At 67.3% G+C, this 23962-nt stretch carries 25 protein-coding genes and 1 pseudogene; 20 read left to right on the forward strand and 6 right to left on the reverse strand.

What is annotated here, in order from left to right; translation table 11 throughout:
- Nucleotides 1-334 precede the first annotated feature (334 nt).
- Nucleotides 335-2206 carry a P-loop NTPase fold protein gene (locus FVA80_RS20585; protein ID WP_147906433.1) on the reverse strand — a complete coding sequence of 624 codons (1872 nt, stop codon included), beginning with the start codon at nucleotides 2204-2206 and terminating at the stop codon, nucleotides 335-337.
- Between the two features lie 268 nt (nucleotides 2207-2474).
- Between FVA80_RS20585 and FVA80_RS20590 the strand changes: the two genes are divergently transcribed.
- Nucleotides 2475-3476, forward strand: a complete 1002-nt coding sequence (locus FVA80_RS20590) for a DNA-binding protein (protein ID WP_147906434.1) — start codon at nucleotides 2475-2477, stop codon at nucleotides 3474-3476.
- A gap of 103 nt (nucleotides 3477-3579) precedes the next feature.
- Entirely contained in the window at nucleotides 3580-4455 is an 876-nt protein-coding gene (locus FVA80_RS20595) for an SDR family oxidoreductase (protein WP_147906435.1), read from the forward strand.
- A gap of 52 nt (nucleotides 4456-4507) precedes the next feature.
- Here FVA80_RS20595 and msrA read toward each other — a convergent pair whose 3' ends face one another.
- The 3 genes from msrA to FVA80_RS20610 form a co-directional block, all read right to left on the reverse strand.
- On the reverse strand, nucleotides 4508-5026 hold the full coding sequence (gene msrA, locus FVA80_RS20600) for a peptide-methionine (S)-S-oxide reductase MsrA (RefSeq protein ID WP_147906436.1): 519 nt from the start codon (nucleotides 5024-5026) through the stop codon (nucleotides 4508-4510).
- Nucleotides 5027-5244: 218 nt separating this feature from the next.
- On the reverse strand, nucleotides 5245-5802 hold the full coding sequence (locus FVA80_RS20605) for a metallophosphoesterase (protein WP_246692049.1): 558 nt from the start codon (nucleotides 5800-5802) through the stop codon (nucleotides 5245-5247).
- A gap of 248 nt (nucleotides 5803-6050) precedes the next feature.
- The gene (locus FVA80_RS20610) at nucleotides 6051-8006 is read right to left on the reverse strand and encodes an AI-2E family transporter (protein ID WP_246692050.1); all 1956 of its coding nucleotides are present in this window, start codon (nucleotides 8004-8006) and stop codon (nucleotides 6051-6053) included.
- 454 nt (nucleotides 8007-8460) lie between these two features.
- On the opposite strand from FVA80_RS20610, the gene FVA80_RS20615 reads away from it, so the two are divergent.
- Nucleotides 8461-9615 (forward strand): YihY/virulence factor BrkB family protein, encoded by a 1155-nt coding sequence (locus tag FVA80_RS20615; protein ID WP_147906437.1) that lies wholly within the window; start codon nucleotides 8461-8463, stop codon nucleotides 9613-9615.
- Nucleotides 9616-10503: 888 nt separating this feature from the next.
- Here FVA80_RS20615 and FVA80_RS20620 read toward each other — a convergent pair.
- Nucleotides 10504-12297 (reverse strand): sodium:proton antiporter, encoded by a 1794-nt coding sequence (locus FVA80_RS20620; protein WP_147906438.1) that lies wholly within the window; start codon nucleotides 12295-12297, stop codon nucleotides 10504-10506.
- Between the two features lie 260 nt (nucleotides 12298-12557).
- Here FVA80_RS20620 and FVA80_RS20625 point away from each other — a divergent pair, with 260 nt between their 5' ends.
- Together FVA80_RS20625 and FVA80_RS20630 are read left to right on the forward strand one after the other, a co-directional pair.
- Complete coding sequence (locus tag FVA80_RS20625; RefSeq protein ID WP_147906439.1) at nucleotides 12558-12854, forward strand: hypothetical protein; 297 nt, start codon at nucleotides 12558-12560, stop codon at nucleotides 12852-12854.
- A gap of 37 nt (nucleotides 12855-12891) precedes the next feature.
- The gene (locus tag FVA80_RS20630; RefSeq protein ID WP_147906440.1) at nucleotides 12892-13122 is read left to right on the forward strand and encodes a hypothetical protein; all 231 of its coding nucleotides are present in this window, start codon (nucleotides 12892-12894) and stop codon (nucleotides 13120-13122) included.
- A 227-nt stretch (nucleotides 13123-13349) separates the two neighbouring features.
- Here FVA80_RS20630 and FVA80_RS20635 read toward each other — a convergent pair whose 3' ends face one another.
- Complete coding sequence (locus FVA80_RS20635; RefSeq protein WP_246692051.1) at nucleotides 13350-13589, reverse strand: hypothetical protein; 240 nt, start codon at nucleotides 13587-13589, stop codon at nucleotides 13350-13352.
- Between the two features lie 484 nt (nucleotides 13590-14073).
- Here FVA80_RS20635 and FVA80_RS31470 point away from each other — a divergent pair.
- The 15 genes and pseudogenes from FVA80_RS31470 to FVA80_RS20715 form a co-directional block, all read left to right on the forward strand.
- Nucleotides 14074-14361, forward strand: a pseudogene (locus FVA80_RS31470) (transglutaminase family protein); the annotation flags it as partial.
- Between the two features lie 33 nt (nucleotides 14362-14394).
- Nucleotides 14395-16386: a response regulator gene (locus tag FVA80_RS20650; RefSeq protein WP_147906442.1), complete on the forward strand. Its 1992-nt coding sequence runs from the start codon at nucleotides 14395-14397 to the stop codon at nucleotides 16384-16386.
- Nucleotides 16387-16489: 103 nt separating this feature from the next.
- On the forward strand, nucleotides 16490-17974 hold the full coding sequence (locus tag FVA80_RS20655) for a helix-turn-helix transcriptional regulator (RefSeq protein WP_147906443.1): 1485 nt from the start codon (nucleotides 16490-16492) through the stop codon (nucleotides 17972-17974).
- A gap of 179 nt (nucleotides 17975-18153) precedes the next feature.
- Nucleotides 18154-18318, forward strand: a complete 165-nt coding sequence (locus tag FVA80_RS20660; RefSeq protein WP_246692052.1) for a hypothetical protein — start codon at nucleotides 18154-18156, stop codon at nucleotides 18316-18318.
- Nucleotides 18319-18422: 104 nt separating this feature from the next.
- Nucleotides 18423-18683: a GlsB/YeaQ/YmgE family stress response membrane protein gene (locus tag FVA80_RS20665; RefSeq protein WP_147906445.1), complete on the forward strand. Its 261-nt coding sequence runs from the start codon at nucleotides 18423-18425 to the stop codon at nucleotides 18681-18683.
- Between the two features lie 72 nt (nucleotides 18684-18755).
- The gene (locus FVA80_RS20670; RefSeq protein ID WP_147906446.1) at nucleotides 18756-19712 is read left to right on the forward strand and encodes a PhnA-like protein; all 957 of its coding nucleotides are present in this window, start codon (nucleotides 18756-18758) and stop codon (nucleotides 19710-19712) included.
- A 2-nt stretch (nucleotides 19713-19714) separates the two neighbouring features.
- On the forward strand, nucleotides 19715-20212 hold the full coding sequence (locus tag FVA80_RS20675; RefSeq protein ID WP_147906447.1) for a YsnF/AvaK domain-containing protein: 498 nt from the start codon (nucleotides 19715-19717) through the stop codon (nucleotides 20210-20212).
- The gene (locus FVA80_RS20680) at nucleotides 20209-21096 is read left to right on the forward strand and encodes a YsnF/AvaK domain-containing protein (RefSeq protein ID WP_147906448.1); all 888 of its coding nucleotides are present in this window, start codon (nucleotides 20209-20211) and stop codon (nucleotides 21094-21096) included. The genes FVA80_RS20675 and FVA80_RS20680 overlap by 4 nt, the downstream gene beginning before the upstream one ends.
- A 70-nt stretch (nucleotides 21097-21166) precedes the next feature.
- Nucleotides 21167-21439: a hypothetical protein gene (locus FVA80_RS20685; protein WP_147906449.1), complete on the forward strand. Its 273-nt coding sequence runs from the start codon at nucleotides 21167-21169 to the stop codon at nucleotides 21437-21439.
- 28 nt (nucleotides 21440-21467) lie between these two features.
- Nucleotides 21468-21926, forward strand: a complete 459-nt coding sequence (locus tag FVA80_RS20690; protein WP_147906450.1) for a YidB family protein — start codon at nucleotides 21468-21470, stop codon at nucleotides 21924-21926.
- 81 nt (nucleotides 21927-22007) lie between these two features.
- Nucleotides 22008-22370, forward strand: coding sequence for a CsbD family protein (locus FVA80_RS20695; protein ID WP_147728134.1), 363 nt, complete (start codon nucleotides 22008-22010; stop codon nucleotides 22368-22370).
- 45 nt (nucleotides 22371-22415) lie between these two features.
- On the forward strand, nucleotides 22416-22865 hold the full coding sequence (locus tag FVA80_RS20700; protein ID WP_147906451.1) for a hypothetical protein: 450 nt from the start codon (nucleotides 22416-22418) through the stop codon (nucleotides 22863-22865).
- Nucleotides 22862-23269, forward strand: a complete 408-nt coding sequence (locus tag FVA80_RS20705) for a phage holin family protein (protein WP_147906452.1) — start codon at nucleotides 22862-22864, stop codon at nucleotides 23267-23269. The genes FVA80_RS20700 and FVA80_RS20705 overlap by 4 nt, the downstream gene beginning before the upstream one ends.
- Nucleotides 23266-23631 (forward strand): DUF3618 domain-containing protein, encoded by a 366-nt coding sequence (locus FVA80_RS20710; protein WP_147906453.1) that lies wholly within the window; start codon nucleotides 23266-23268, stop codon nucleotides 23629-23631. The genes FVA80_RS20705 and FVA80_RS20710 overlap by 4 nt, the downstream gene beginning before the upstream one ends.
- Nucleotides 23632-23648: 17 nt before the next feature.
- Nucleotides 23649-23960: a hypothetical protein gene (locus FVA80_RS20715; RefSeq protein WP_147906454.1), complete on the forward strand. Its 312-nt coding sequence runs from the start codon at nucleotides 23649-23651 to the stop codon at nucleotides 23958-23960.
- Nucleotides 23961-23962: the final 2 nt, after the last annotated feature.

Below are 23962 nucleotides of genomic sequence, written 5' to 3' on the forward strand. Positions count from 1 at the left end.
GTCCGGGACCCGCGGTATCCCTTGCGGACGTAGCTTCCGAGACCGGCGCGAAGGCGGCCCTCGCTTCCCGTCTCGACGAAATCACGGACGGCCCGCCTGGCGTCGGAGAACCGACGGGGCAACGCCTGCCCGACCTGCGGTGGCGCCTGGACCGGTCGAGGCGGGACGGGTGGCGGCGGCTGGGGACCCGGTGCCGGGGCAGGGTTACCACCACCCCCCGGAGGTGGCGCCGCGGGCGGGGGCGGTCGCGGATGCGGCGCCCCCGGGACGTCGAGCATCTGCGGCACGAGGCCGACACCCTTGCCGGGGCCGCTGCTGGATCGTGATGTTCCCATCAGGCCACCGCCTTGGGCTTGCGGGCCATGATCTTGCGCATGGTCTCGGGAAGGTCGCTCCGCTCCTTCCACTCGGCCAGGACCTCCTCTCCCCATGCGGTCTCACGGATGCGGAGGACCACCGGGGGCTGCAACGACGAACTCTGCAGGTTGGACAGGAACACGACGAGGCGCTTGGCCTGATCCACGTCGCCGTCGGCTGCGAGCGCGAGGCCCCATAGGATCTCGGGGGTGCCCCACGCGCTCTCGGACGCCGCCCGTTCCAGTAGCTTGTCCATGACGAAGGTCCGCTCGTCGGGCACGAGCCGGCCGAACCGCTCCTTGAGGTCGGGCGTGCCGCGCATGCGTAGCGAGGCGATCTCGCCAAGGGCGTCCTGCGCTTCCTTCGAGACCCGGTCGTCGGCCGAGATCAGCGGAAGGCTTTCCCGTCCGACATGAAGGACGCCGCGAAGGTCGACGTCGGCCAGGGGAGGGTCGAGCCTGAGCCACTCGGTCACGAAGGCCTTGTCGGTCGACCATGGGTCGCTGCCGTCGCCCGGCAGGTCGCCCCCGCCACGCACCGTGCGCTCGACCGACAGGAGGTTCTCGGGCTTGCCGCTGACGGTCCGGGTGACGGACTGGACGAGGAAGTCGAAGGCCGCCGGCGTGGCACAGCGTTCGAAGAGCAGGATCTTCGCCAGGACGGCGTCGTCCATCGGGATCTCCTGGATGGCCGCGAGCTTCCGTCGGATCGAGAGGGTGTTCAGGAAGCGCTTGATCAGGCGCGGGTTGCCGGCGATCCGGCGCGAGGTGGCCATCTGCTTCGCGAGTCGGTCCGCGAGGGCGCACTCGGCCTTGAGCGTCGTGGGGCAATCCGCGATCGACCCCGTGACGAACTCGGCGTTGACCGCCACGCCCTTCCAGCTCTGGGCCAGCCGCGCGTTGACGGCGCGGCGAACCTCGGCCTTGGCCTCGTCCCCGAGCGACGAGTTCTCGACGAAGAGCAGCATCAGGTAGGCCCTGACCTCGTTCACGCCGAGCGGAGGGACGCGCAAAGGCACCTGGATGAGCTTGTCGAAGTAGCTGACGACGAGGTCGTCATCGAGCCTCGCCTCCTTGAAGTGGATGCGGACCGCCTCCTTGATCATCTTGTCGTCGGCCGCGATGACGAACGCGGTCCGCTCCATGAATAGAAAGAGGCGCATGGCCTCCAGCGTCCCGATCACCGTCGGGGGGAGGCAGCGGTCGAGGTCGTCGACGAACACCACCAAGGTGACGTCGAGATCGGTGAGCAGCTTCTGGAAGTGGTTGCGCAGGGCGTGGATCATCTCGGGAGGCGTCTCGGGCTTCTTCTTCGGCTTGAAGAAGCCCTTGCCCTCGTCCTTGTTGTCCTTGGCGAACTTCTTCGCTTCCTCGACGTCGTCCGAGGAGATGTCGCCGTCCGTGAGGTGTTCGTAGATCGCCTCTGCGCCCTTCAGAAGCGGGGTGACTGGCACGCCCATGGCGTAGCTGACGGCGGCCTCCGCGCCGAACCTGGTCCACCTGAACACGTTGATCCGCGAGACGAGGTCCTTGCCCCGGGCGAACAGGGTTTCGTCCCCCTTGGCCCGCTCCAGCAAGGCCCGGCCGATCTCCTCCATCAGCGCCGCCTTGGCATCGTCGTGGCCCTGATAGAGCCACGCGTTGAAGGTCAGGAAGACGAGCTTGTCGGGGTTCTTCTCGCGAAGGTCCGAGGAGATGAGCTTCACCATCGACGACTTGCCGACGCCCCAGCCACCCGAGATGCCGATGCTGAGAGGCTTGCCCCCGGCGTCCCGGATCATCTGACCGGCGAGGCCGGCCATCACGCGGAAATTGAGGAAATCCTGGTCGGTCTCGACGTCAGCCCACATTTCCCACCCGCCAAGCTTCTTGCTTGGCTTCTAAATGGGTTCGACCACACCATCGTGCAACCGATCCGACGGTCTGAATACAGGCCGGAGGTGCAGCGGACTGATTATGTCAGGCGACAGTCCTCGTGGTGACTTCCTTCGATCTTCGTCAGCCGTGCTCCGTCCCCGTCTCGCTGACGTCTGGTCGCCCGACGCATGCCCCGCCCGCGGTGACCACTCCTTCATCGGACCGGGCGCATGATGCCACCCATACGACGGGGCGGCCTTCATGGAATTCAGGGATCAGGTCAGGAAGATCGCCGACGGGCTCAGGGGCAAGGAGCGCGTCACCTACAAGGCCGTGCGTGGTCGGCTGAAGGCGGCGGGTGGCAAGTGCTCCTACACCACCCTCAAACCCGTCCTGGCCGAGTGGAAGGCCGACACCGAGTACATGGCGAGGATCGAGGGCGATCCCGACCTCCCGGAGTCCGTGCAGAAGGGACTCCTCGCCCTCGGTCACCTCATCCTGCGCGAGGGCGAGGAGAAGGCCCGCCGGAAGCTGTCCGAACAGGAGCGCAAACTCGCGCGCCAGGCCGAGTTCCTGCTCGAAGGCGATGACGAGCTTGCCCTGGCAGCCGACCGCATGGAGGAGGAGATCGTCGGCCTGCGCGAAGAGATCGTCCGGCTGCACGAGGCGCTGGCGCGGGCCCAAGGCGGGGCCGGAGCGCAGGCGGAGCCTACATCCCCGTCTTCGCGTCCGCTCGGTCTCGATCCCATCACCGCCGGCATCGCCGACCTCAAGGAGAAAAAAGCCAGGTCGGACGATCCCGACGCCCTGCTCGCCGAGGTCGGCACCGCCGTCCATGCCCTCCTCGTTGAGCGGGGCCCACTCACCGCCGGGCTGCTGCACTTCCACCTGCAGGGCGACCTAGGTCGCCGCGCCGAGCGGATGGAGATGCCCCTGGAGGCCGGCTGGCTCCGGCACTGGCTGCGCGGCTTCACCGGGCCGGCCGGCGGTCTCGTCGAGGGCAGGACTGGCTTCGACCTGGCGTCGCGCACCGCCGACCTGGGCGCCGCGTACCGGGACCGGGTACTCACCGAGGTCGCAGGCCTGCTGGACCGGGAGGGCTTCCCCATGGCCCTTTCGGTCATCGCCAAGCGCCTGTCGCCCCGGATCGGCCAGGAACTCCGCCTCACCGGTGGCCAGCTCGCCGAATGGATGGACGCCCGATCCGACCGCTTCAGGAAGACCGGCAAGGGCCGCTACTCGACCCACCCCGACAAGGGTTGAGGCACCTCGAAGCCGCCCGGTCCTCGCCCGAGGGGTCCGTCGACGCACCCGGGAACGCCATCGTCGTGCCCCTATTTCACCGGCATTCACTCCGGAGACAGACATGACGACCGACCCCTTGCATAAGTATCCCCGTCCCCCGTTCGAGGCCCAGCCCCAGGGCTTCCCCGGCAAGACCGGCAAGATGGCGCCCGAGCCCGATCACGGCGAGGAGACCTACAAGGGATCGGGCAAGCTCGACGGCAAGGCCGCGCTGATCACCGGCGGCGACAGCGGCATCGGACGCGCGGTCGCCATCGCCTTCGCCCGCGAGGGCGCAGACGTCGCCATCTCATACATGCCCGAGGAGCAGGCCGACGCCGAGGCGGTCCAGGCCTGGATCGAGAAGGCCGGACGGAAGGCGCTCCTCCTGCCCGGCGACCTCAAGGATCCGGCCTACGGTCGCGAGATCGTGGCACGCACCGCCGAGGCGTTCGGACGGCTCGACCTCCTCGTCAACAACGGCGCCTTCCAGCATCCCAACGAAGGGCTCGACGGCATCGAGGATGCGGTGTTCGAGGACCACTTCCGGACGAACGTCTTCGGGCCGTTCTACGTGACCAAGGCGGCCATGGAGCACATGAAGCCGGGCGCCTCGGTGATCTTCACCTCGTCGGTGAACTCCAAGCACCCGATGCCTTCGCTGCTCGCCTACAGCGCCACCAAGGGCGCCCTGAGCAACATGGTCCTTAGCCTTTCCCAGTTGCTCGCCGAGAAGGGCATCCGCGTGAACGGCGTGCTGCCGGGGCCGATCTGGACGCCGTTCATCCCCTCCGGCATGGATCAGGACTCGGTGAAGTCGTTTGGTTCGAAGGTGCCGTTCGGCCGCCCGGGCCAGCCGGCGGAGCTCGCCTCGGCCTACGTGATGCTGGCCTCCGACGAGAGCAGCTACACCTCCGGCGCGCTGGTCACCGTCGCGGGGGCGATGCCCGTTCTCTGAAGCCCAGGGCTCGCCGTTCCACCCGGCGAGCCCGCGAACACCCGAGGTCGGTTCAGGCCTCCTGCGTGGCCGGGGACCGGACGGGCAGCGTCCATCCGGGTCGGACGAAGTGGCAGGTGTAGCCATCCGGCCGGCGCTCCAGGTAGTCCTGATGCTCCGGCTCGGCCTCCCAGAACGGCCCTGCCGGCGCCACCTCGGTGACCACCTTCCCCGGCCACAGGCCGGAGGCGTCGACATCCGCGATGGTGTCCTCGGCGACCCGGCGCTGCCCATCGTCGACGAAGTAGATCGCGGACCGGTAGCTCAGGCCTCGGTCGTTGCCCTGACGGTTCGGGGTCGTCGGATCGTGGATCTGGAAGAAGAACTCCAGGATCCGCCGGAAGCTCGTACGCTCCGGGTCGTAGGTGATCTCGATGGCCTCGGCGTGGGTGCCGTGGTTCCGGTAGGTGGCGTTCGGCACGTCGCCGCCGGTGTACCCGACCCGTGTCGACACCACGCCCTCCCGGCGCCGGATCAGGTCCTGCATGCCCCAGAAGCATCCGCCGGCCAGGATCGCTCTCTCCGTGCCCATCGTCCATCCTCGTCCTTCGAGGCCATCGCCCCCCACGGACCTAGACATGGTGACGGCACCGCGACCTTTCCCACCCACGATCATCGACCCCGTCGCCGCGCGTCATGTAGCGCATAGCGTTACCCGTTACGCGCTACTCGGCGAGTCGTCCCGACGGCTCCGCGCGGACGGCCCCGGCCGTCGTCCGGGGTTTCCAAACCCCGGACGACAGGCTTCCGTCACACGCCCCCGGCTCCCTCGGCCTCGGCCGAAGCGTTCTCTGCCAGGCGCTCGCGGATCCGCTCCAGGGTCACTGGCGCGTAGTCCCAGCAATCGACGCCCACGTCGGTGCTCGCCGCGGTGCCGGGGAGGCTGCCGTGGGAGTGCCCGTAGAGGTGGATGGCCCCTCTATGGGCGGCAGGCCACGTCCGATGGGCGTAGTGGCTGAGCCAGATCTCCTGCGTCCCACCGTCCGGATCGGGGAGGTGGATCCGCGCTACGTCGCGGACCGGCTCGGCCCAGGGCAGGCGCTCGCCGACCTTGTCGTGGTTGCCCCGGATAAGGAGCTTGCGTCCGTTCAGGCGCTTGAAGATCGCCAGCGCATGAGCCTCGGTGCACTTGTGAGCGAAGTCGCCCAGGTGCCAGACCGTGTCCCCCGGACGCACGACCGCATTCCAGAGTGCGACCAGGGTCTCGTCGTGCTCCTGGATCGAGGCGAACGGACGCCGGGCCTGGACCTTGTCCGAGATGACGAGCGGATGCCCGAAATGGGTGTCCGCGGTGAAGTAGGTAGCCATGATGGCCTCCATCGATTTCGGAGGCTCGGCACGCGGCGCGGCTCTCCAGGTCAGTCGGAAAGGTGGCGCGGGGCGGCTTTCATGGTGTCGTTCTCCTGATCGTGGCGCATCGATCGCCTGGACGGCGACCACGCGCAAGACGGTAGCGCCGCGTTATCCCTGGGCATCGTGATCCCGAAGCAGCCGCACCGGTGCCCTGCATGGCGGGGACAAAGTCGAGTTCCGGTCGTCGCGCCTAACGAGTTAGCTCAGGCAGCGTCCATGACCTTGCCGGTGCCGCCCGCCATCCTCAGGCAGGCCTCGACGCCGTCGCGCAGCGAGGCGACGTAGACGTCGGCTCCGACCTTGCGGCCGATGGCGGCGTCAATTAGGATCTTCTCGCCCACCGGCCAGAGGCCGACCAGCACCGGCATGTCCGGCGCCCGCCGCTTCAGGCGTTCCAGAAGGTACCGCAGGTGCGCCGGGTTGCCGGAGATATCCAGATAGGAGATGCACACCATCGCCACGCCCGTGAGGTCGAGCTCGCGGATGCGGTCGCGCGAGACGGCCTCGTAGCCGGCGACGCGAGCCCCGAGTCCGTGCTTGCGCAGCAGTTGCGCAAGCATCGCCGAGGAGGCCTCGTCGAGCGGGCCGCGCCCGGCCACGCACAGCACTGGCGTTTCGCCGCGCCACGCCTCGGGTAGGGCGTCGCGGGGGGGCGCCTGGCCGGGCACGGCCTCGGTCCGGGTGTGGGTACGCTCGGCAAGCGTCAGGGTGTCGCTCGGGTTGACCGCCTTGTCGTTGCCCGCCGGCTCGACGTCCTCGTGGTCCTCGAAGTCCTCGACCAGGGACCGGGAGGACGCCCGGATGTTCTCCAGGTGCGCCGGGGTCACGACGCCGCGCGCGTAATCGTTGGCGGCGAGTTGAAGCCCCTTCAGGGCGACCTCGTCGTAGTACGATGACAGCGAGCGCTCCTTCAGCATCGCCTCGGCGAGATCACGCACCTCGTCCGGGTCGCCGGCCAGCATGCGCTGGTAGAAGTTCTCCACCGGGGTCAGCGGCGGCCGGTCGCCGAGGAGGATGTCGAGGAACTCCAGGCTGTCGACGTGCCGGCCGAGCACGACGAGGCAGACGGTGAACGGGGTGGCCAGGATCAAGCCGATGGGTCCCCACAGAAAGCCCCAGAACAGGGTCGATACGATCACCGCGAACGGCGACAGGCCGGTGGAGTGCCCGTAGAGCAGCGGCTCGATCACCTGCCCGAAGATCGGTTCGGCGACGAGGAACAGCGCCGCGGTCGCGATGACCATCGACCAGCCCGGGTCGACCGCGGCGGCCAGCGCCACGGGCAGGATCCCGGAAATGAAGGCGCCGATGTAGGGAACGAAGCGCATCAGTGCCGAGAACACGCCCCATAGGAGCGGGTTGGGCACCCCGATGATCCAGAGACCGACCCCGACGATGACGCCGAAGGCGGCGTTCATCCCGAGTTGGGCCAGGAAGTAGGTGCCGAGCCGGCCCGCGGCGTCGTCCATGGCCACAGTGGTGCGGTGCAGGTCACTCGATCCGAATAGACGGATCATGCGGTTGCGCAGGTCCTCGCGTTGAAGAAGCAGGAACACCACCACGACGAGGACGATGCCGACCGTGGTCAACGGCTCGAACACCGGGCCCAGGACCTTCTCGGCGAGCGCGAAAGGTGAGATCTCAGGTTCCTGAACCCGGACAAGTTGCGCCTTCGGAGTTTCCCCACCCGGTCCGGTCGCGGCGCTCGTACCGGCGGCATCCGCCTTCTGAGTGGCGTCGTGGACCTCGTGGCTGAACTTGGAGATGACGCGGTTGGCTTCACCGAGCCAGCCCTGCTGCAGGCCGGCGAACTTCTTTTGCACGGTGGCCTGGTACTGCGGCAGGTTTCCGGCGAGACCCGCGACCTGGGTGCCGATGACGGCGCCGATGCCGCCGATGACGCCGAGCGCGAGCAGGACAGCGACGATTACGGACGGCACCCGTCCGAGACGCGCCCATCGGAGCAGGTTGACCACGGGTCCCAGGACGAAGCTGAGGAGGACCGCCAGGACCAGGGGGATGAACACCTCGCGTCCGAAGTACAGGGCGGCAACGACCACGACGCCGATGGCGAGGGTCAGCAGCCCATGAAGGCCGGGCAAGAGCGGAGGAGGAACCTGGGCTGGCTGGCGCGGGGCGCCCATCTCGGCGGTCGACATGCTTGGCGGGACTCCTCGACGCCGTGCCCTTCCATGGAGCACCAGCCCTAAACGCAGGACAGGGCGGATTGGAACCAGGCAATCGCCCCCGACACCATGGCGATTGAACCGAAAAGAAACACTGATTGGAGTGAGAGCGTTCAGTAAGCAAATATTCTGCTATATTTTTGCCTCTAACATTTCATTTGGATTACGTGCTGTCATCGCCACTAAAACATAATTGCCGTCTGATGTTAAGTTTTAATTCATTTGCATGGCGGCATCGCCAACCGAAAATCTTGTTATCGAGAAAGCTCGCGGACCCGCCGAACCGGCACTGGGTCAAGGGATATCGTTCGCTTGCCGCTCTCTGGAATTAAATCGTTCGGCCAAGACCTTATCGCAACGAACAAGCCAGGCGCACGTTGGAATGCCGGCCGAGCTTCCGGCTTAGGCACAACCAGCGGGCCGGCTCATGTCGAATGCTTCGAAGGCACCTGCGGACACCTCGCCTTCCGCGACCGTATCCCTGGCGTGGACGATTTTCCTGGGCACTGCGCTCCTCGGCGTCGTGGCGTTACCGCGGAGTGGCTCCATGCCTCCGAGGGCGAACCGCGGGGACCAGCTCGGTCCCGAGGATGGGCCTTTAGCCCACGAGGGCGAAGTGGCTGAGCGCGTCGCCCGGACCGAGGCGGACCGAGGCCGGCAGGCGGAGGGTCCGACGGAGATCCCGGCCAAGGGCTGGTGGGACATCGGCAAGCGCGTCGCCCAGGAGTTCGGCAACGACCGCGTGCTGCTGGTTGCGGCCGGCGTTACCTTCTACGCCATCCTCGCCCTGTTCCCGGCCATCGGCGCCCTGGTCTCGATCTATGGCCTCGTCGCCGATCCGGAAACCATCAACGGGCAGCTCGCCAACCTGCAGGGCATCCTGCCGAGCGGCGCCCTCGACATCGTCGGGGAGCAGGTCAAGCGGATCGCTGCCAAGGGCGGAGGCACACTCGGCTTCACTGCCGCCTTCGGTATCCTCCTGTCGATCTGGAGCGCCAACGGCGGGATGAAGGCGATCTTCGACGCCCTCAACATCGTCTACGAGGAGAAGGAGAAGCGGAACTTCGTCTGGCTGAACCTGCGCTCGCTCACCTTCACCGCCGGCGCGCTGTTGTTCGCGGTCCTGGCCCTCGTAGGCATCGTGGTGGTTCCGGCGGTCCTGGCCTTCCTGAACCTCGGCTCGATGGAATGGGTGATCGCCCTGCTGCGTTGGCCGATCCTCCTGTTGGTGGTCCTCGGAAGCCTGGCGCTCCTCTACCGTTACGGTCCCAGCCGGGACAAAGCCCAGTGGCGCTGGGTGACGTCGGGCAGCGCAGTGGCCGCCTTCCTCTGGATCGCCGTCTCGGCCGTCTTCTCCTGGTACGTATCGAGCTTCGGCAAGTACAACGAGACCTACGGCTCGCTGGGTGCCGTCATCGGCTTCATGACGTGGATCTGGATCTCGACGACCATCGTGCTGCTCGGCGCAGAGCTGAACGCCGAGATGGAGCACCAGACCGCCATGGACACCACCGTGGGCGACCGGAAGCCCCTAGGTGCGCGTCGGGCACGCATGGCAGACACCGTCGCGGCGTCCGCCTGAGCTCGACCTCTTGTGCCTAGAGGGGACGGCTCGATGTCGGACGCCGGGCTAACGCAGCGACGAACCTTCCGCGATGGTCATGCAGGGGTCCGGACCTCATGACGGGGTGCCTGCGTCGCACCTGACCGGTAGGGATACGTCCGCTTCCCCCGGCCGAGCGCGCGATCCCCCTGGTAACGAACCTTGGCGGTTGAAGTTGTCAAGCGCGAGCATGGGATACCGCGAGGCGATGGCGGAGAGGGACGATGCGGCAGGCCTGATCCCGCTTGAAGACGCCGAAGCGCCCTCGGTCCCAAACAAGGAGATCGCGAGACGTTACCTCGGACGGCTAATCGCCCTATTCCAGCGGAAGCGGTCCGAGCCGCTCATCGCCATGATCTTCGGCGCACTGGTCCGCTTTCGGGACCAAATTTTTTCCCAACCCTTTTGGAGTAAAGCGAGGTCACCTTTAACTGAAGCTCGGCTCGCCTAGTTTGAATGTGAGATTTGGCTGTTACTAGATGTCGTGTTCATGCAGATCCGATATGTTAGCAATAATATTAAAAATATAACGGTTAATGGAGCCGCATTTACGAAGTGAGCTCTTGCAAGGGACAAACAATAATAAACGCGTGAGGCTTCGGTAGCGAACTGTTGAGCAATCAGTCCTTCTTGCCTGCAAGCTCGCCCTTGCTTTAATCAGGACAATCGTGAGCGCCGTTACGCCCGGCGCGACCGATTATCTCGCTTCAAAATCATGAATCAGCAGCGGTGACCTGAAACAACCCAGTAATACAAATAAGATCATATGGCTGTTCAGGTTTCGGCACAATGTTGATTTACACCGCTTGCGGATTGTCAATCCGAGATCTTTTCCGATGCCGCGTCCGCGACGCTGCTTTCCTTTGCTCAAGACACCTTGGGCGCCGGGGAGCGAAGGATAAGCAGCCTGGCACCTGCTGATGCCTCCCTGGCCTCGTGGTCGGACGAGATGATGTCGAGGGTCCCGTCAGCGCCGACCGAGAGCAGGTGAAGGTCGGCCTGCGTGCGGTCTTCCTCGGCACGGACGATCATGAACCCCCACCCGGCCTCGTGTCGGCCGGCCAGGGCATCAAAGTCGAGTTCCCCGTCTCCTAGCACCTTGCCGCGCGCGTCCCGGCTGACCCCGGTGTCCACGTGCAGCAGGTGGTCGGCCGATGGTGCGAGCTGATAGACCCGCTCCCGGCCGAGCTCGGGGGCCAGCCTCGTGCACACCAGGGCATTGTAGAGTTCGTCTCGGGTCGCAGCGAGCAGATGGTCCGGCGGATGATCGGCGAGACCCTCCTCGGCATGTCGGGAGAGAAGCTCGGCCTGAAGCGTCGGCACGCCTGCTTCCCGCGCGGCCTTCAAGGCGCCGGGATAGGTGTCGATCAGGACGACGGGGACGTCTGCCCGGTGTAGCGCGGTCACGAGGTCGCTTGCCCATGGGGAGGCACCGACGACCGCGAGGCGCTGCGTGTCAGCCGCCGTCGAGAGGCCGAACCTCCGCGCGAGCGGTGCCAGCGAGAACCCGTGGGCGAGCACTGTAGCCACGATGACCGCGAAGACGGTGGGCTGGATCAGGTCGCCGCCGGCATACCCGGCATCGCTGAGACGGGGACCGGCCAAGCCGGCAACGGCGGCCGCAACGATGCCGCGCGGCCCGATCCACCCGACGAACAATCGCTCGCGCCACGAGAGGTCGCTGCGCAGGGTCGCGAGCCAGATCGCGGCCGGACGTACCACGAATAGGACCGCCGCCGTGAGCCCGACGATCGGCAGGGAGAGCTTGCCGAGAACCGCGAGGTCAAGGTCGGCGGTCAGCACCACGAACAAGCAGGACACGAGCAAGACGACGAGGGATTCCTTGAAGCGGCGCAGCTCCCCCAGCCCTGGCACGTGCCGGTTGGCAAGAGCGATGCCGAACACGGTGGCGCCGATCAGGCCGGCCTCGTGCATCAGCAGGTTCGGCACGACGTAGGCGACGAGGGCAAGCGCGAGCAGCACCGGCGTCTTCAAGGTTTCCGGAACGAGGTCGCGGCGGAACGCCCAGGCGACGAAGAGGGCCGATCCGACGCCCAGCCCGCTGGCGACGAGCACGCCCTCCGCGAGGTGGAGCGCGAGGGAACCCACCGCCTCCTCCGCCGCATGGTTGGGCACCTCGACGAGGATCTCGATCACGACCGCCGTGAGGATCGCGCCGACCGGATCGTTGACGATGGCCTCCCACTTGAGGAATGCGGCCGAGCGCCGCTCCAGACGGGCATGGCGCAGGAGCGGTAGGACCACGGTTGGACCGGTGACGACGAGGATGGCCCCGAAGACGGACGCCGGCCCCCACATCATCCCACCGATCAGGTGGGCGGCGAGCGTGCCGAGAACGAAGTTGATGGGCAGAGCGAAGGCGGTGAGCCGGAGCACGCCCTCGCCGGACGCACGAAGCTCGCGGAAGTCGAGGGCGAGGCCGCCCTCGAACACCACTATGGCTACCGCAAGGCCAATCAGCGGCCGCAGATGCGGTCCGAAGTCGGCGGAGGGTTGCAGCCAGCCGAGCACGGGCCCGACAAGGAACCCGACCCCGAGCAGGAGCACGATGGCCGGGATGCGCAGGCGCGCCGCGAGGACCTGGGCGGCGATGCCACCACCCACGATGCACAGCACCGCCGCTGCCACGCTGGTTTCCATGAAGGCACTCCAGGCCAAACTGTCGTAGGCCCGGACACCGTCCGAAAACCGGCCGGGAGCTCGTGCGCATCACCTCGAAATCGAGCGATAGCACATCCTCGGCGCTCCAGCGCTCCGTCGGGTGGAAATCACCTGACTGCCAGTTGACGCCTTTGTTCAAGCCAAGGCGCAAACACCGATCCGATTAAGGCCACGGTTTCTCAATCGTGCGACCATAATTGCCGGGCTCTGCTATGGGCGCGGTAGGAGGAGACATAGTCATGAGCCCCAAGGACATCACGTTCCCGTCCCCGGTCACCACCACGGGCCTCGCGGGATTTCCGGATGCCCTTCACGACGTGGCCGAGGCGCGTCGTGTCGTCGACGCCATGCGGCTGCCTGTCGTCCGGTCCCGCCACGCGTGGCTCGACGTCGCCAATCTCCTGATGCTGGCGCAGGCAAGCCAATCTCCCGCACACATCGAGGTCGCTCGGAACGCCCTCGACCGAGCGGTCGTCGCCGAGCGTCATGACCAACGTGCCGTACCGTCCGACGCCATTTGGGCCATCGCGGCCTGATCCCGCATTCCTCATAGCGACGACCTCGGAGTCGACCATGACCCAACTTATCGATCTGTGCGTCCGCGTGAAGGAGTATGAGAACGGGAACCCTTACATCCTGCTGGAGCAGCAGGGCATGCCAGGTGCGGCGGCTGCGGACACGATGAAGCCGTTCGCGTTTGACCTGAAGCCCGGCATTCCGACCGCCGAGGTCGAGGCGCTCGTCGCCGAGATGCGCCGTGTGATCACCCACGTGCACTTCGAGGAGACGCCGGTCGTCCCCTGACGCCGGGACCCATGCAGGGCTCGCGCGTTTCCCTGGACCCGGCGGCACGCGCATCGCCGGCGAAAGGGAGACGAGCCCATGTCCGACACGCCGACCCCAGGCGATCCGGTCCCGCCCATCGGCGACCCGCCGCCAGGTACCGGGACCCCCGAGGGTGACCCGCCCCCGGATACGCCAACGCCGCAGCCGCCCGGCCCCATCGACGCTTGGTGACGACGGTCGCCGCGCTATCGGCGCGGCGACCGCTTGGGTTCGGCTCCGAGCCGGCGCATGCACGCATGGTAGAGTTCCGCCCCGAGAGCGAACGGGGAAAGGTACCTGGGATTCGGAGCGGTGAACACCTTGTTGCGTGCCTCGTCGCGGCATTGCGCGTCCTGGGGACTCGTGATCGGCTGGTTCTGCGCTGCGCAGGCCATCGTGCCGGCCACCAGGAGCGAGGCGGCCAGTACGGCACGACGGCCGATCATCGGCCGCCCTTTGCCCGGTAGGCATTGATGGCCCGGCCGCAACCCTTCGACAGCTCGGCCCGGTGTCATATGAAGCACGCCTTCATTTCCTTGCCGCCCGGATCAAGGTCGCCGCAGAAGGTCACGGCGTCGCCGGAGCAGTAGTGTTTGAGGACGTCCGTTCCTCGCCTCGCCGTGGCCGGTGCGGCAAGAGCGAGGCCTAGGGCCAAGTCGAGCGTCAGTACCCGTGACATCGATACTCCGTGGCATCCCTGGTTGCGAGTTGATTCATATCCAGCCAGCGCCGGATAGATCGACGGCTGGGCATGGTGGGTGGTCGGCAGGCGTGGCGCCTGCAGGATGAACGCGGGGCCGCTCGAAACCGTACCGTCACGCGTCACCTGAACACGGCGTGGCCGACGCGCAGTCGGGCCATGCCCGTGACCGACCTCACCGGGGCGCCGGTGAGGTCGACGGTCGAGCCCACCGTGTCTCGGAAGTGTCCCGATGCATGAACATCCCGGCGCGCTACGCCACGGGGTATCTCGGTGACATCGGCGTTCCTCAGGACCCGGCGCAGATGGACTTCCACGCCTAATTCGAGGTCTATCTCAATGGTCCAGCGGGACCGCGCTGGTATACGTTCGATGCCCGGCATAAGCGGCCTCGGATCGGCCGTATCGTGATGGCCTACGGTCGCGACCCAACGTACTGCTCAATCACAACCAGCTTCGGACCTGCTCCGCTCGCAAGCTTCACGGTGATCACCGACCAGGCCGGCGACGCTGCGTGAGGAAGGGTCGAGCGCGCATGGAGAGTTAAGGGCTTGCGTAGGTTCATGGAGATTCTCTCGGGTCATGGGTTCGGTCTGGTCGTCCGCCACGCCATACCCTTCGCGGCGATCGCGGCTGCCACGCTTCTGCGCTTCCTGGCGCCGCTCGATACGGCCCCGTTCCTCCTGTACCTGCCTATCGTGTTCCTCGTCGCGCTTGCTCTTGGCCGAGGGCCGGGCGTCCTCGCGATGGCGGCCTCCCTGCTGGCGGCCGCATGGTTCTTCCGCCGGTCCGACGACACGGTCGGGCTGGATTCCGGGCAGGTCGTAGCCCTGGTGCAGTATCTCGTCGTCGGGCTCGCCATGGTCTGGGTATGCGATGCGTTGCGCCGCTCGATGGTCGAGCGTGAGGAGGTGCTCGGACGCATCGACGCCGCCAATGCCGGCCTTCGGGCAAGCCAGGCGGCGTTGGAGGATGCGCGTCGCGACGCCGAAGCCGCCCGCGAGGCTGCCGAGGATGCCAACCGGGCCAAGAGCAGCTTTCTCGCCAACATGAGCCACGAGCTGCGGACGCCGCTATCCGCCGTGATCGGCTACTCGGAGATGTTGGAGGAGGAAGCGGAGGAGCTCGGGCAAGACGGCCTGCTCAAGGACCTCGGAAAGATCAAGTCGAACGCCAAGCACCTGCTCGGGCTGATCAACGACGTGCTCGACCTGTCGAAGGTCGAGGCGGACAAGATGGAGACCTACGCCGAGGACATCGACGTCGAGGCGTTCGTGCGCGACGCCGCCGGCACCGTCGAGGCCCTGGTGGCCAACAAGGGCAACCGCCTCGTGCTCGATCTGAGCGAAGGGCTCGCCGTCGCGCGAACCGACGCGACCAAGTTGCGCCAGTGCCTGTTCAACCTGATGTCCAACGCCGCGAAGTTCACCGAGGCCGGGACCATCATCCTGCGCGCGCACCGCGAACCGGATGAGAACGGCGACCGCCTCGTCTTCTCGGTTCAGGACACGGGCATCGGCATGAGCCCGGAGCAGGTCGAACGGCTCTTCCAGCGCTTCGTCCAGGCCGACGACAGCACGACCCGCAAGTACGGCGGGACCGGGTTGGGCCTGGCCCTGACGAAGGCTTTCACTCAACTCCTCGGCGGCGACGTCACCGTCACGAGCGAGGTCGGCAACGGCACCTGCTTCACCCTTGTCGTGCCAGCGACCCTTCCGGAACCCGATGGCTCGGACGTGATCGAGGGGCCGGCGTCGGACGAGGCCACCGGCCCGGGCGCGCGCGGCTTAGTCCTGGTCATCGACGACGAGGCGAGCCAGCGCGACCTCATGGGCCGGTTCCTGACGCGGCAGGGGTTCTCTGTGCGCACGGCCGGGGATGGGCGCACCGGCCTGGACCTGGCGCGTAGCCTCGCACCGCGCGTGATCCTGCTCGACGTGATGATGCCGGAGGTGGACGGCTGGACGGTGCTCACCACGCTCAAGGGTGACCCGGCCACTCGGGACATCCCGGTGGTGATGGTGAGCTTCGTCGCCGACGCGGCACTCGGCGCCTCGCTCGGGGCAGCGGACGCGGTGCCGAAGCCGGTGGACTGGGCACGGCTCAAGGGCGTCCTCGACCGGCTCGGGGCGGGGGCTGGGGACGTGCTCGTCGTCGACGACGACGCCGACATGCGCGAGCGGCTCCGCGCCGTGCTCGAACGCAACGGGTGGTCGGTGCGCGAGGCCGGAGACGGGGCCGAGGCGTTGGACAGGGTCCGCGAGGCGACGCCGCGCTTGGTTCTCCTCGACCTCACCATGCCGGTGATGGACGGCTTCTCGTTCCTCCATCGCCTCAGGGGCATGCCGGAATGCGCCGAGATCCCGGTCGTCGTACTGAGCGCACGCGACGTCACCACCGCCGAACGGAGACAACTCGCGGAGGCCGACAGTGTCCTGCGCAAAGGCGACGCCAGCCTTCAGGACATCGCCACCGAACTCCGCAAGCTCGACGACCGCCAAGCGGACGGTGGGGAACGTGTCCCGAACCGAGGCACCTCGTAGCCTCGCGGGACATGCTTCCCTATCTCGGACGGCGGCTGGCGGTCCTTGCGGCCGAACGTGACGGTTGGAGCGTGTTGTGCTCTGTTGATTGAGGGACACGCCGATGATCGACGAAGCACACCACACGCAGATGCGGCAGATCGTGGCCGGCCTGTCTGAGGGCGTGATCCTGATCGAGCCGGATCAGACGATCGCATACGCGAATGCCGCCGCCGTGATGATGCATGGCGTTGCGGATGCGAGCGATCTCGGCGCTACCGTGTCCGAGTACCGCGCGAACTTCACGCTGCACTACCGCAATCACCGGGAGATCGGACCGCTGCAGCATCCCCTCGATCGCGTGCTCGCTGGCGAGGTGTTTCGCGACGTCGTGGTCGAGTTGGTTCCGACCCGAAATCCATCGCACAGGTGGATGCACCGCATCCGCAGCTTGGTGACCACGGATGCGGATGGCACGCCGACCGGCCTTGCCCTGGTGATGCAGGATGTGAGCGAGCGCTACCAAGCCGAGGCCCGGTTCGAGCGCATGTTCAACGCAAACCCTGCCCCGGCGATCATCTGCCGGATCGCCGATCTGCGCTTCGTGCGGGTCAACCACGGCTTCCTCGACCTCACCGGCTACCATCGGGACGACGTGCTCGGACGGACTTTCTGCGAGATCGATCTGCTGCGCGAGGCCGAGCGGCGGGAGATGGCGATCCATCGCCTGCACGCGGGCCACACCATTCCGCAAATGGAAGCGCAACTCGCAACGCCGTGCGGGAAGGGGCGCTACGTCATCGTGGCCGGGCACGCGATCGAGATGCCGGGCCCGGGCGGTACCGAGCCATGCATGCTGTTCACCTTCGCCGACCTGGAGGATCGCCGGAAAGCCGAGATGTCCCTGCGCCATAGCGAGGAGCGCTTTGCCAAGGCCTTCGACCTCTCACCGGTGCCGAGCGCATTGATGAGTGCGGACGGGTTGCAGATCACCAGCGTCAACCAGGCCTTCGTGACCGCGTTCGGACACGCCCCCGAGAGTGTGGACGGCCAATCGCTCGCGGATCTCGCGCTTTGGGTCGATCGCGCCGAGCAGCGCAAGTTCTCACGCGATCTGAGGCGGCTTGGCGGTGTGCGGGGCTTCGAGGCCGTGTTGCAGGATGCGGCAGGGGTTGAGATCGACTGCCTGGTCTCGGCCGAGCAGGTGATCATCAACGGCGAGGCCTGCGTGCTGTGCGTCCTACAGGACATCACCGGCCGCAAGCGCTCGGAGCGCGAGCTGATCACCGCGATCGAGGCGGTGATGGCGGACGCATCGTGGTTCAGCCATGGGGTGATCGACAAGTTGGCGACCCTGCGCAACCCGGCACGCTCCGGCCGGCCATCGGTTGCGGTCGAGAACCTGACGATCCGCGAGCGGGACATGCTCACCCGGATCTGCCAGGGCGCCACCGACCGGGAGATCGGCGCCGAGCTGAAGCTGTCGCCGAACACGGTACGCAACCATGTCTCGGCGCTCTACCGCAAGCTCGGGGTCAACCGTCGCAGCGCCGTTCTGGTGTGGGCGCAGGAACGTGGGATTGGTGCGACCACGCAGCGCCAGCGCTGAGACGAGCCAAAACCGTGACGAAACTACCAAGGCGATTTGGTACAATTGTACTTTATGTGAATCGTCGGAACTTCGAGTAGGATACCTAATTACGCAGTGGTAGCTCTGCTCAAGCGAGCATCTCGAAAGATCATCCCTCGGGCTGATATGAGGAGATCCGCTTGGCTGGGCGTCGGAAGGTGCTCTCACCCGACCATACCCGTGCGCTGATTAAAGAAGCCATCGGCATCATCGAGGGCGACCACGCGATCCAGGCGGAAGCCGCCGCCGAGATCGCCGCCATCGAAGCTGCACACACGTTGTCGATCCCCAAAGCAAGACCGAAGCGCTCGACCCACAGGTGATGCTGGGCCGCGAGTAGGCGCGCGGGCTGCACTCAGCCTCTGCACGCCGTCAGCATGTCCGCAGAGGCAGGCCCCCACCCAACTGCATGAATTGGAACTGCACCATGTCCCTCCTCGCCTGGATCGTCCTCGGCCTGATCGCCGGCTTTATCGGCAGCAAGATCGTCAACAACACCGGTCAGGGGCTCGTCGTCGACATCCTGCTCGGCGTCGTCGGCGCCGTCGTCGGCGGCTTCCTGTTCAACCAGTTCGGCCAGCCCGGCGTCTCCGGGGTGAACCTCTACAGCCTGCTCGTCGCCGTCGTCGGCGCGGTGCTGCTGCTGTGGCTCTATCACGCCCTCGCAGGCCGCCGCCGGGTCCTGTGATCCGGCCAAACCCGCTTCCGCCGGCAGCGGCCGAAGACTGCCCTTACAATTCCTGACGAGAGAGTTCCGACTATGGCGTTGTCTCCTGATACCACCCGTCCGGCCTACGACCGCGACCTTCCCACCACCAGCCTCGCCACCCCGGCCGAGGACATGCGAACGATGGCGCTGCACTCCGTCTCCTGGGGCGCCGTGATCGCCGGCGCCGTGATCGCGCTGGTCGCCCAGGTCATCCTCAACATGGTCGGGCTCGGCATCGGGCTGTCGACCGTCGACCCAGCCGGCAACGGCACCCCGACCGCTGGTAGCCTGTCGTCGGGCGCCGGGATCTGGTTCGTGATCTCCGGCATCCTCGCCGCCACCGCGGGCGGTTGGCTCGCCGGGCGGCTATCGGGCAAGCCCGCCAACACCACCACCGCCTACCACGGCCTGCTCGCCTGGGCGGTCTCGACGCTCGTCGTCGTGTACCTGCTGTCCTCCGCGGTCGGCGGCATCGTCAGCGGCGCATCGAGTGCCGTGTCGAGCACGCTGGGCGGCGCCGGAAACCTGATCGGCGGTTCGGTGAAGACCGCCGCGCAGACCGCAGGCCCCTCGCTGCCCGGCATGGACAACCCGTTCTCGAACATCGAGAGCAAGGTCCGCAACGGCACCGGCAACGACCCGGAGGCCCTGAAGAACGCCGCCGTCAGCGCCATGCGCGCCGCCGTGACCGGTGATGGCGCCCAGCAGAAGGACGCCCAGGAGAAGGCCGCCCAGGCCTTGGCCAAGGCGCAGAACATCCCGGTCGAGCAGGCCCGGACCCAGGTCGCCGATTACACCAAGCAGTTCAACGACACCGTCGCCCAGACCAAGGAGCAGGCCAAGCAAGCGGCCGACACCGCCGCACGCGTCGGCTCGCAGGGCGCGCTCTACGGTGCCCTGGCGCTGATCCTGGGTGCGCTGTCGGCCTTCTTCGCTGGCCGTGGTGCGGCCGTCGATCCGGTGCTCACCCGGACCGCCCCCGTCGTCACGACCCAGCGTCGGGGCTGACGGTGAGCGACCCCGTCGTCATCGAGCCGCAACACCTCGGTTCACGAGGCGAGGAGGCGACGGAGGTCGCCATAGGTGAGCACGTCACGCTGCCGCTGATCGCCGAGACCGCCCGCATCGACAAGCGGGCGGTGGAGACCGGGCGGATCCGGGTCTCGACCCGAACCGAGACCACCGACCAGGTCCTGCGCGAGACCCTGCGTAGCGACATGGTCGGGGTCACCCGGGTGCCGATCGACCGGACCCTGGCCGAGGGCGAGACGCCACCGGTGGTCCGTGAGGAGAACGGGGTGACCATCATCCCGGTCCTGGAAGAGATCCTCGTCGTCGAGAAGCGCCTCGTCCTGCGGGAGGAGGTGCATGTCCGCCAGACCACGGCGGGCGAGGACGTCGAGATGCCGGTGACGCTGCGCAGGCAGCAAGCCGTGATCGAACGCGTGTCCCCCGAGGGGCACGTCACGGCCCTATCCCCCACGCCCTCATCGGAGATCGAACCATGACCCAGACCATCACCGCCATGTACGACACCTACCCCGAGGCGACCGCCGCCAAGGCGAAGCTCGTCGCCCTCGGCATCCCCGAGGTCGGCGTCCGGATCCTGTCCGGCAGCGAGGCCGGTACCGCTGGCACGACGACGCACGAGGAAGGCATGTGGGGCTCGCTGAAGGAGTTCTTCATGCCGGAGGAGGATCGCCACGTTCATGCCGAGGGCCTGCACCGCGGCGGCACCATGCTTACCGCGACCGTCGAGGACGGATACGCCGAGCGGACCTACGACATCCTGGAGGAGCACGGCTCGATAAACATGGACGAGCGCGAGGCCTCCTGGCGCAAGGACGGTTGGAGCGGCCAGGCGACCGGTGCGCCGGCGATGGCCGCTTCCATCCCAGGCTCGACGGGGACCACCGGCCTGCATGCGGCTGGATCCACCGAGTCCGTCGCCACCCACGGCACGGCCCAGGGCACCGAATACATCCCGGTGGTCGAGGAGCGCCTCAACGTCGGCAAGCGCATGGTCGACAGCGGCCGCGTCCGTGTGCGGTCCTACGCTGCCGAGAAGGCGGTGAGCGAGAACGTCACGCTGCGGGACGAGACCGTGCACGTCGACCGGCGCGTGGTCGACCGTGCGGTCACGCCGGGCGACATGGCGCTGTTCGAGGACAAGGTCATCGAAGCCACCGAGATGCGTGAGCAGGCGGTGGTCTCGAAGGAAGCCCGCGTCGTCGGCGAAGTCGGCATCCGCAAGGAGGCGGCCGACCGCGTCGAGACCGTGACCGACAAGGTGCGCCACACCGAGGTCGAGGTCACCGACGAGCGCGGCAACGTCGAGCGTACCGGTACGGCCGGCACCGCCACCGGGACCGTCCCGCACAAGCCGGTCTGAGCCTCGCTTCCGGGGGCGGCCTTCGGCCGCCCCAATACCAGTCCACCCCAAACCATCGGACGCCGCGGACATGTCCCTGCTTCGCATCCTCACCCTGGCGGCCCTCGTCGCTTTGCCGACCGTCACGGCCGAGGCGCGCGATCTCGGTGTCTCGGAGGAGGCACTGCGGTCGGCTTGTACCGGCGACTATTTGCGGCTCTGCGCCGGCATCGATCCGAACGGCGACCACGTCGAGGCTTGCTTCCGCGCCAAGATGGCGAGGGTCTCCGAAGGTTGCCGCGGTGCCATTGCTGGATACCGCGTCCAGGAAACCACGAACGAACGGCGCTCGCAGTCACGATGAGCGCGGAACTCACCTTGAGGAGACGATCATGAGTGACGGCTTTCCTTCCATGACCGCCCTGCTCGGGCTGCTGGCCGTGGCCGGGTTCCAGAACAAGGATAAGATCGCCGAGATGCTCGGCGGCGGCCATGCCGCTTCAGGATCAGCGGCCACCCCCGGGCAAACCGGCCTCGGCGGCCTTCTCGGCAACATCGGTGGTGCGCTGGGCGGGGCCGGCGTCGGCAACGTGCTCGGCGGGGGACTGGGTCAGTTGGTCGAGAGCTTCCGTCAGAACGGACACGGCGCGGCAGCAGACTCGTGGGTGAACCATGGCCCCAACCACGAGATCGCCCCGCCACAGCTGCGGCAGGCCATCGGTCCCGACGTCATGGACGCCCTGTCCCGCCAGACCGGCCTCTCGCACGACGAACTACTGTCCAGGCTCTCCCGTGAGCTCCCCTCGGCGGTCGATCGCTATACCCCCGACGGAAGGCTGCCGGCGCACTGACGCTTGCGCCCAGCCCGCTACGACCTTCACCCCGGGCCCTCGGCATACCGCCGTCCGGTCCGAGAACCCAGGAGAAGAACCATGGACGAGAACCGCATCACCGGCGCCGCGAAGGAATTCGGCGGCAAGGTTCAGGGCGCCGTCGGTGACGTGACCGGCGACCGCGAGACCCAGGCCAAGGGCGCCGCCAACGAGGCCAAAGGCAACGTCGAGAACCTGTACGGGCAGGCCAAGGACGCGGTGCGCGACGTGGCCGACCAAGCCGGCGACCTCGCGCAGGGTGCCCTGAAGCAGGGCCGCGATGCCTTCCCCGACGCCGAGCGCGCCTACCGCCAGGGCGCCGACACGGTGACGAGCTACGCCAAGGAGTCCCCGCTGATGATGGCGGCGATGGCCGGCGCGCTCGGCTACCTCCTTGCGATGGTCGTCCACGGCCGCCGATAGGTCCGGCCCCGCCTCCAAAGCGTCCCGCAGGTCAGGAGCAGCACCATGAGCGATCCCATCCGACCTGCGGGTCCGTCCCCCGTCGCCGATGGCCCGATGCAGGCGGCCAGGTCGCCGGCCGGCTTGGCCGATGCCGTGCGTGACCAGGCCAGCGGCTATGCCGACCGGCGCAAGACCGAGGCGGCCGGCTTCCTCTCCGATCTTGCCCGTGCGCTGCGTTCGGGCGGCAGCGAACTCGACGGACAGGCACAGGTGAAACCGTTCGTCCAAACGGTCGCCGACAACCTCGATGCCCTCTCCGACCAGGTTGCGCGACGCGGCTGGCGCGACCTGTATCGCGATGCTGAGGCGGTCGCACGCGGCCATCCGCTGGCGACGGCCCTGGTGGTGGGGGCGCTAGGATACGGCGCCTTCCACCTGCTGCGGTCCGGCGAAGGCGATGCCTGCAAGTCCCAGGCACCGGAGCGCAAGCAGGCATGGGGCGGGTATCCATGAGCGCAGTCCCACCGCCACCGCAGGCAAGTCGGCTCCAGGGCCTATTGGCAGAGGCGCTCCGGGCTGCTGGAGAAGTCGTTGGCGCCGAGATCGCCTTATTCCGGCAGGAGGTGGCCGCCAGCCTGAGAAGCATGATCGTTGGCCTGGCGGCAACGGCCGGCGCGGCGGTATTCGCCGTCGTCGGCTTCCTGGTCCTGGTCGACGCTCTGGTGACGTGGCTTGCCACTGTCGTCGGCTCGGAAGCGCTCTCCGCCCTGATCGTCGGCGTCGTCTTCCTCGTCGTTGGCATCGTCCTGGCACTGATCACGAAAAGCCTGTTCTCATTTGGCGCACTCGTCCCGACCCGGACGGGCCGCCAGCTCCGGCAGGACGCTACCGTCGTCAAGGAGCACGTGGACGCATGACGAGCGACGCCGATGCGCTGGAGCGCGAGATCGAGGCGAGCCGCGGCCGCCTGGACCGGACATTGGACAGGCTCACGCAGCGCCTGACCCCCACCGGCATCGTCGAGGACATGCTCGGCACCGTCCGACGCGACGCGACCGGAGCCGGCCTGTACGACGGCGCTCTGGAGGCGGTCCGCCGCAATCCGGTGCCGGTGCTTATGATGTGCCTCGGTGCCGTGATGCTGCTCAAGGGGAACGGGCAGCGCCCAGCCACCGCATATCGTGCCGTTCGTGACCCCGACCGACACGCTCCTTCGACCAAGGGGATTGGTCCGATCCGGGCCCGGACGTACGCGATCCCGAAGCCGTCGGGACCGTAGGGATCGGGAGCCCTAACATGACCGTTCTGCATACGCCGATCCACGCCGGCGGCAACGACGACCACTGGTTCCTCTGCCAAGGCGAGGATCCGGCAGACGTGTTCGTCTACCATGAGCCGAACGTGCTCTCCGGCGGGTCTCCGTCCCGGATCGAGCTTGCCGCCTTCCTTGTCTCTGGGAGCGGATCGCCGGAGCACCGTGCGCTCCTGACGATGATCGGCTCCCTGGTCGAGGCCGGGCATGCCGGCTCGACCGCTTCCGTCCGCGGCCCCGGGCCCGGTGCCGCCGGTGCCGAACCGACCCCCGGCGAGGCCGCCGCCTCGATCTGACC

Source organism: Methylobacterium sp. WL1, assembly GCF_008000895.1.
In the GTDB taxonomy this organism is placed as follows: domain Bacteria; phylum Pseudomonadota; class Alphaproteobacteria; order Rhizobiales; family Beijerinckiaceae; genus Methylobacterium.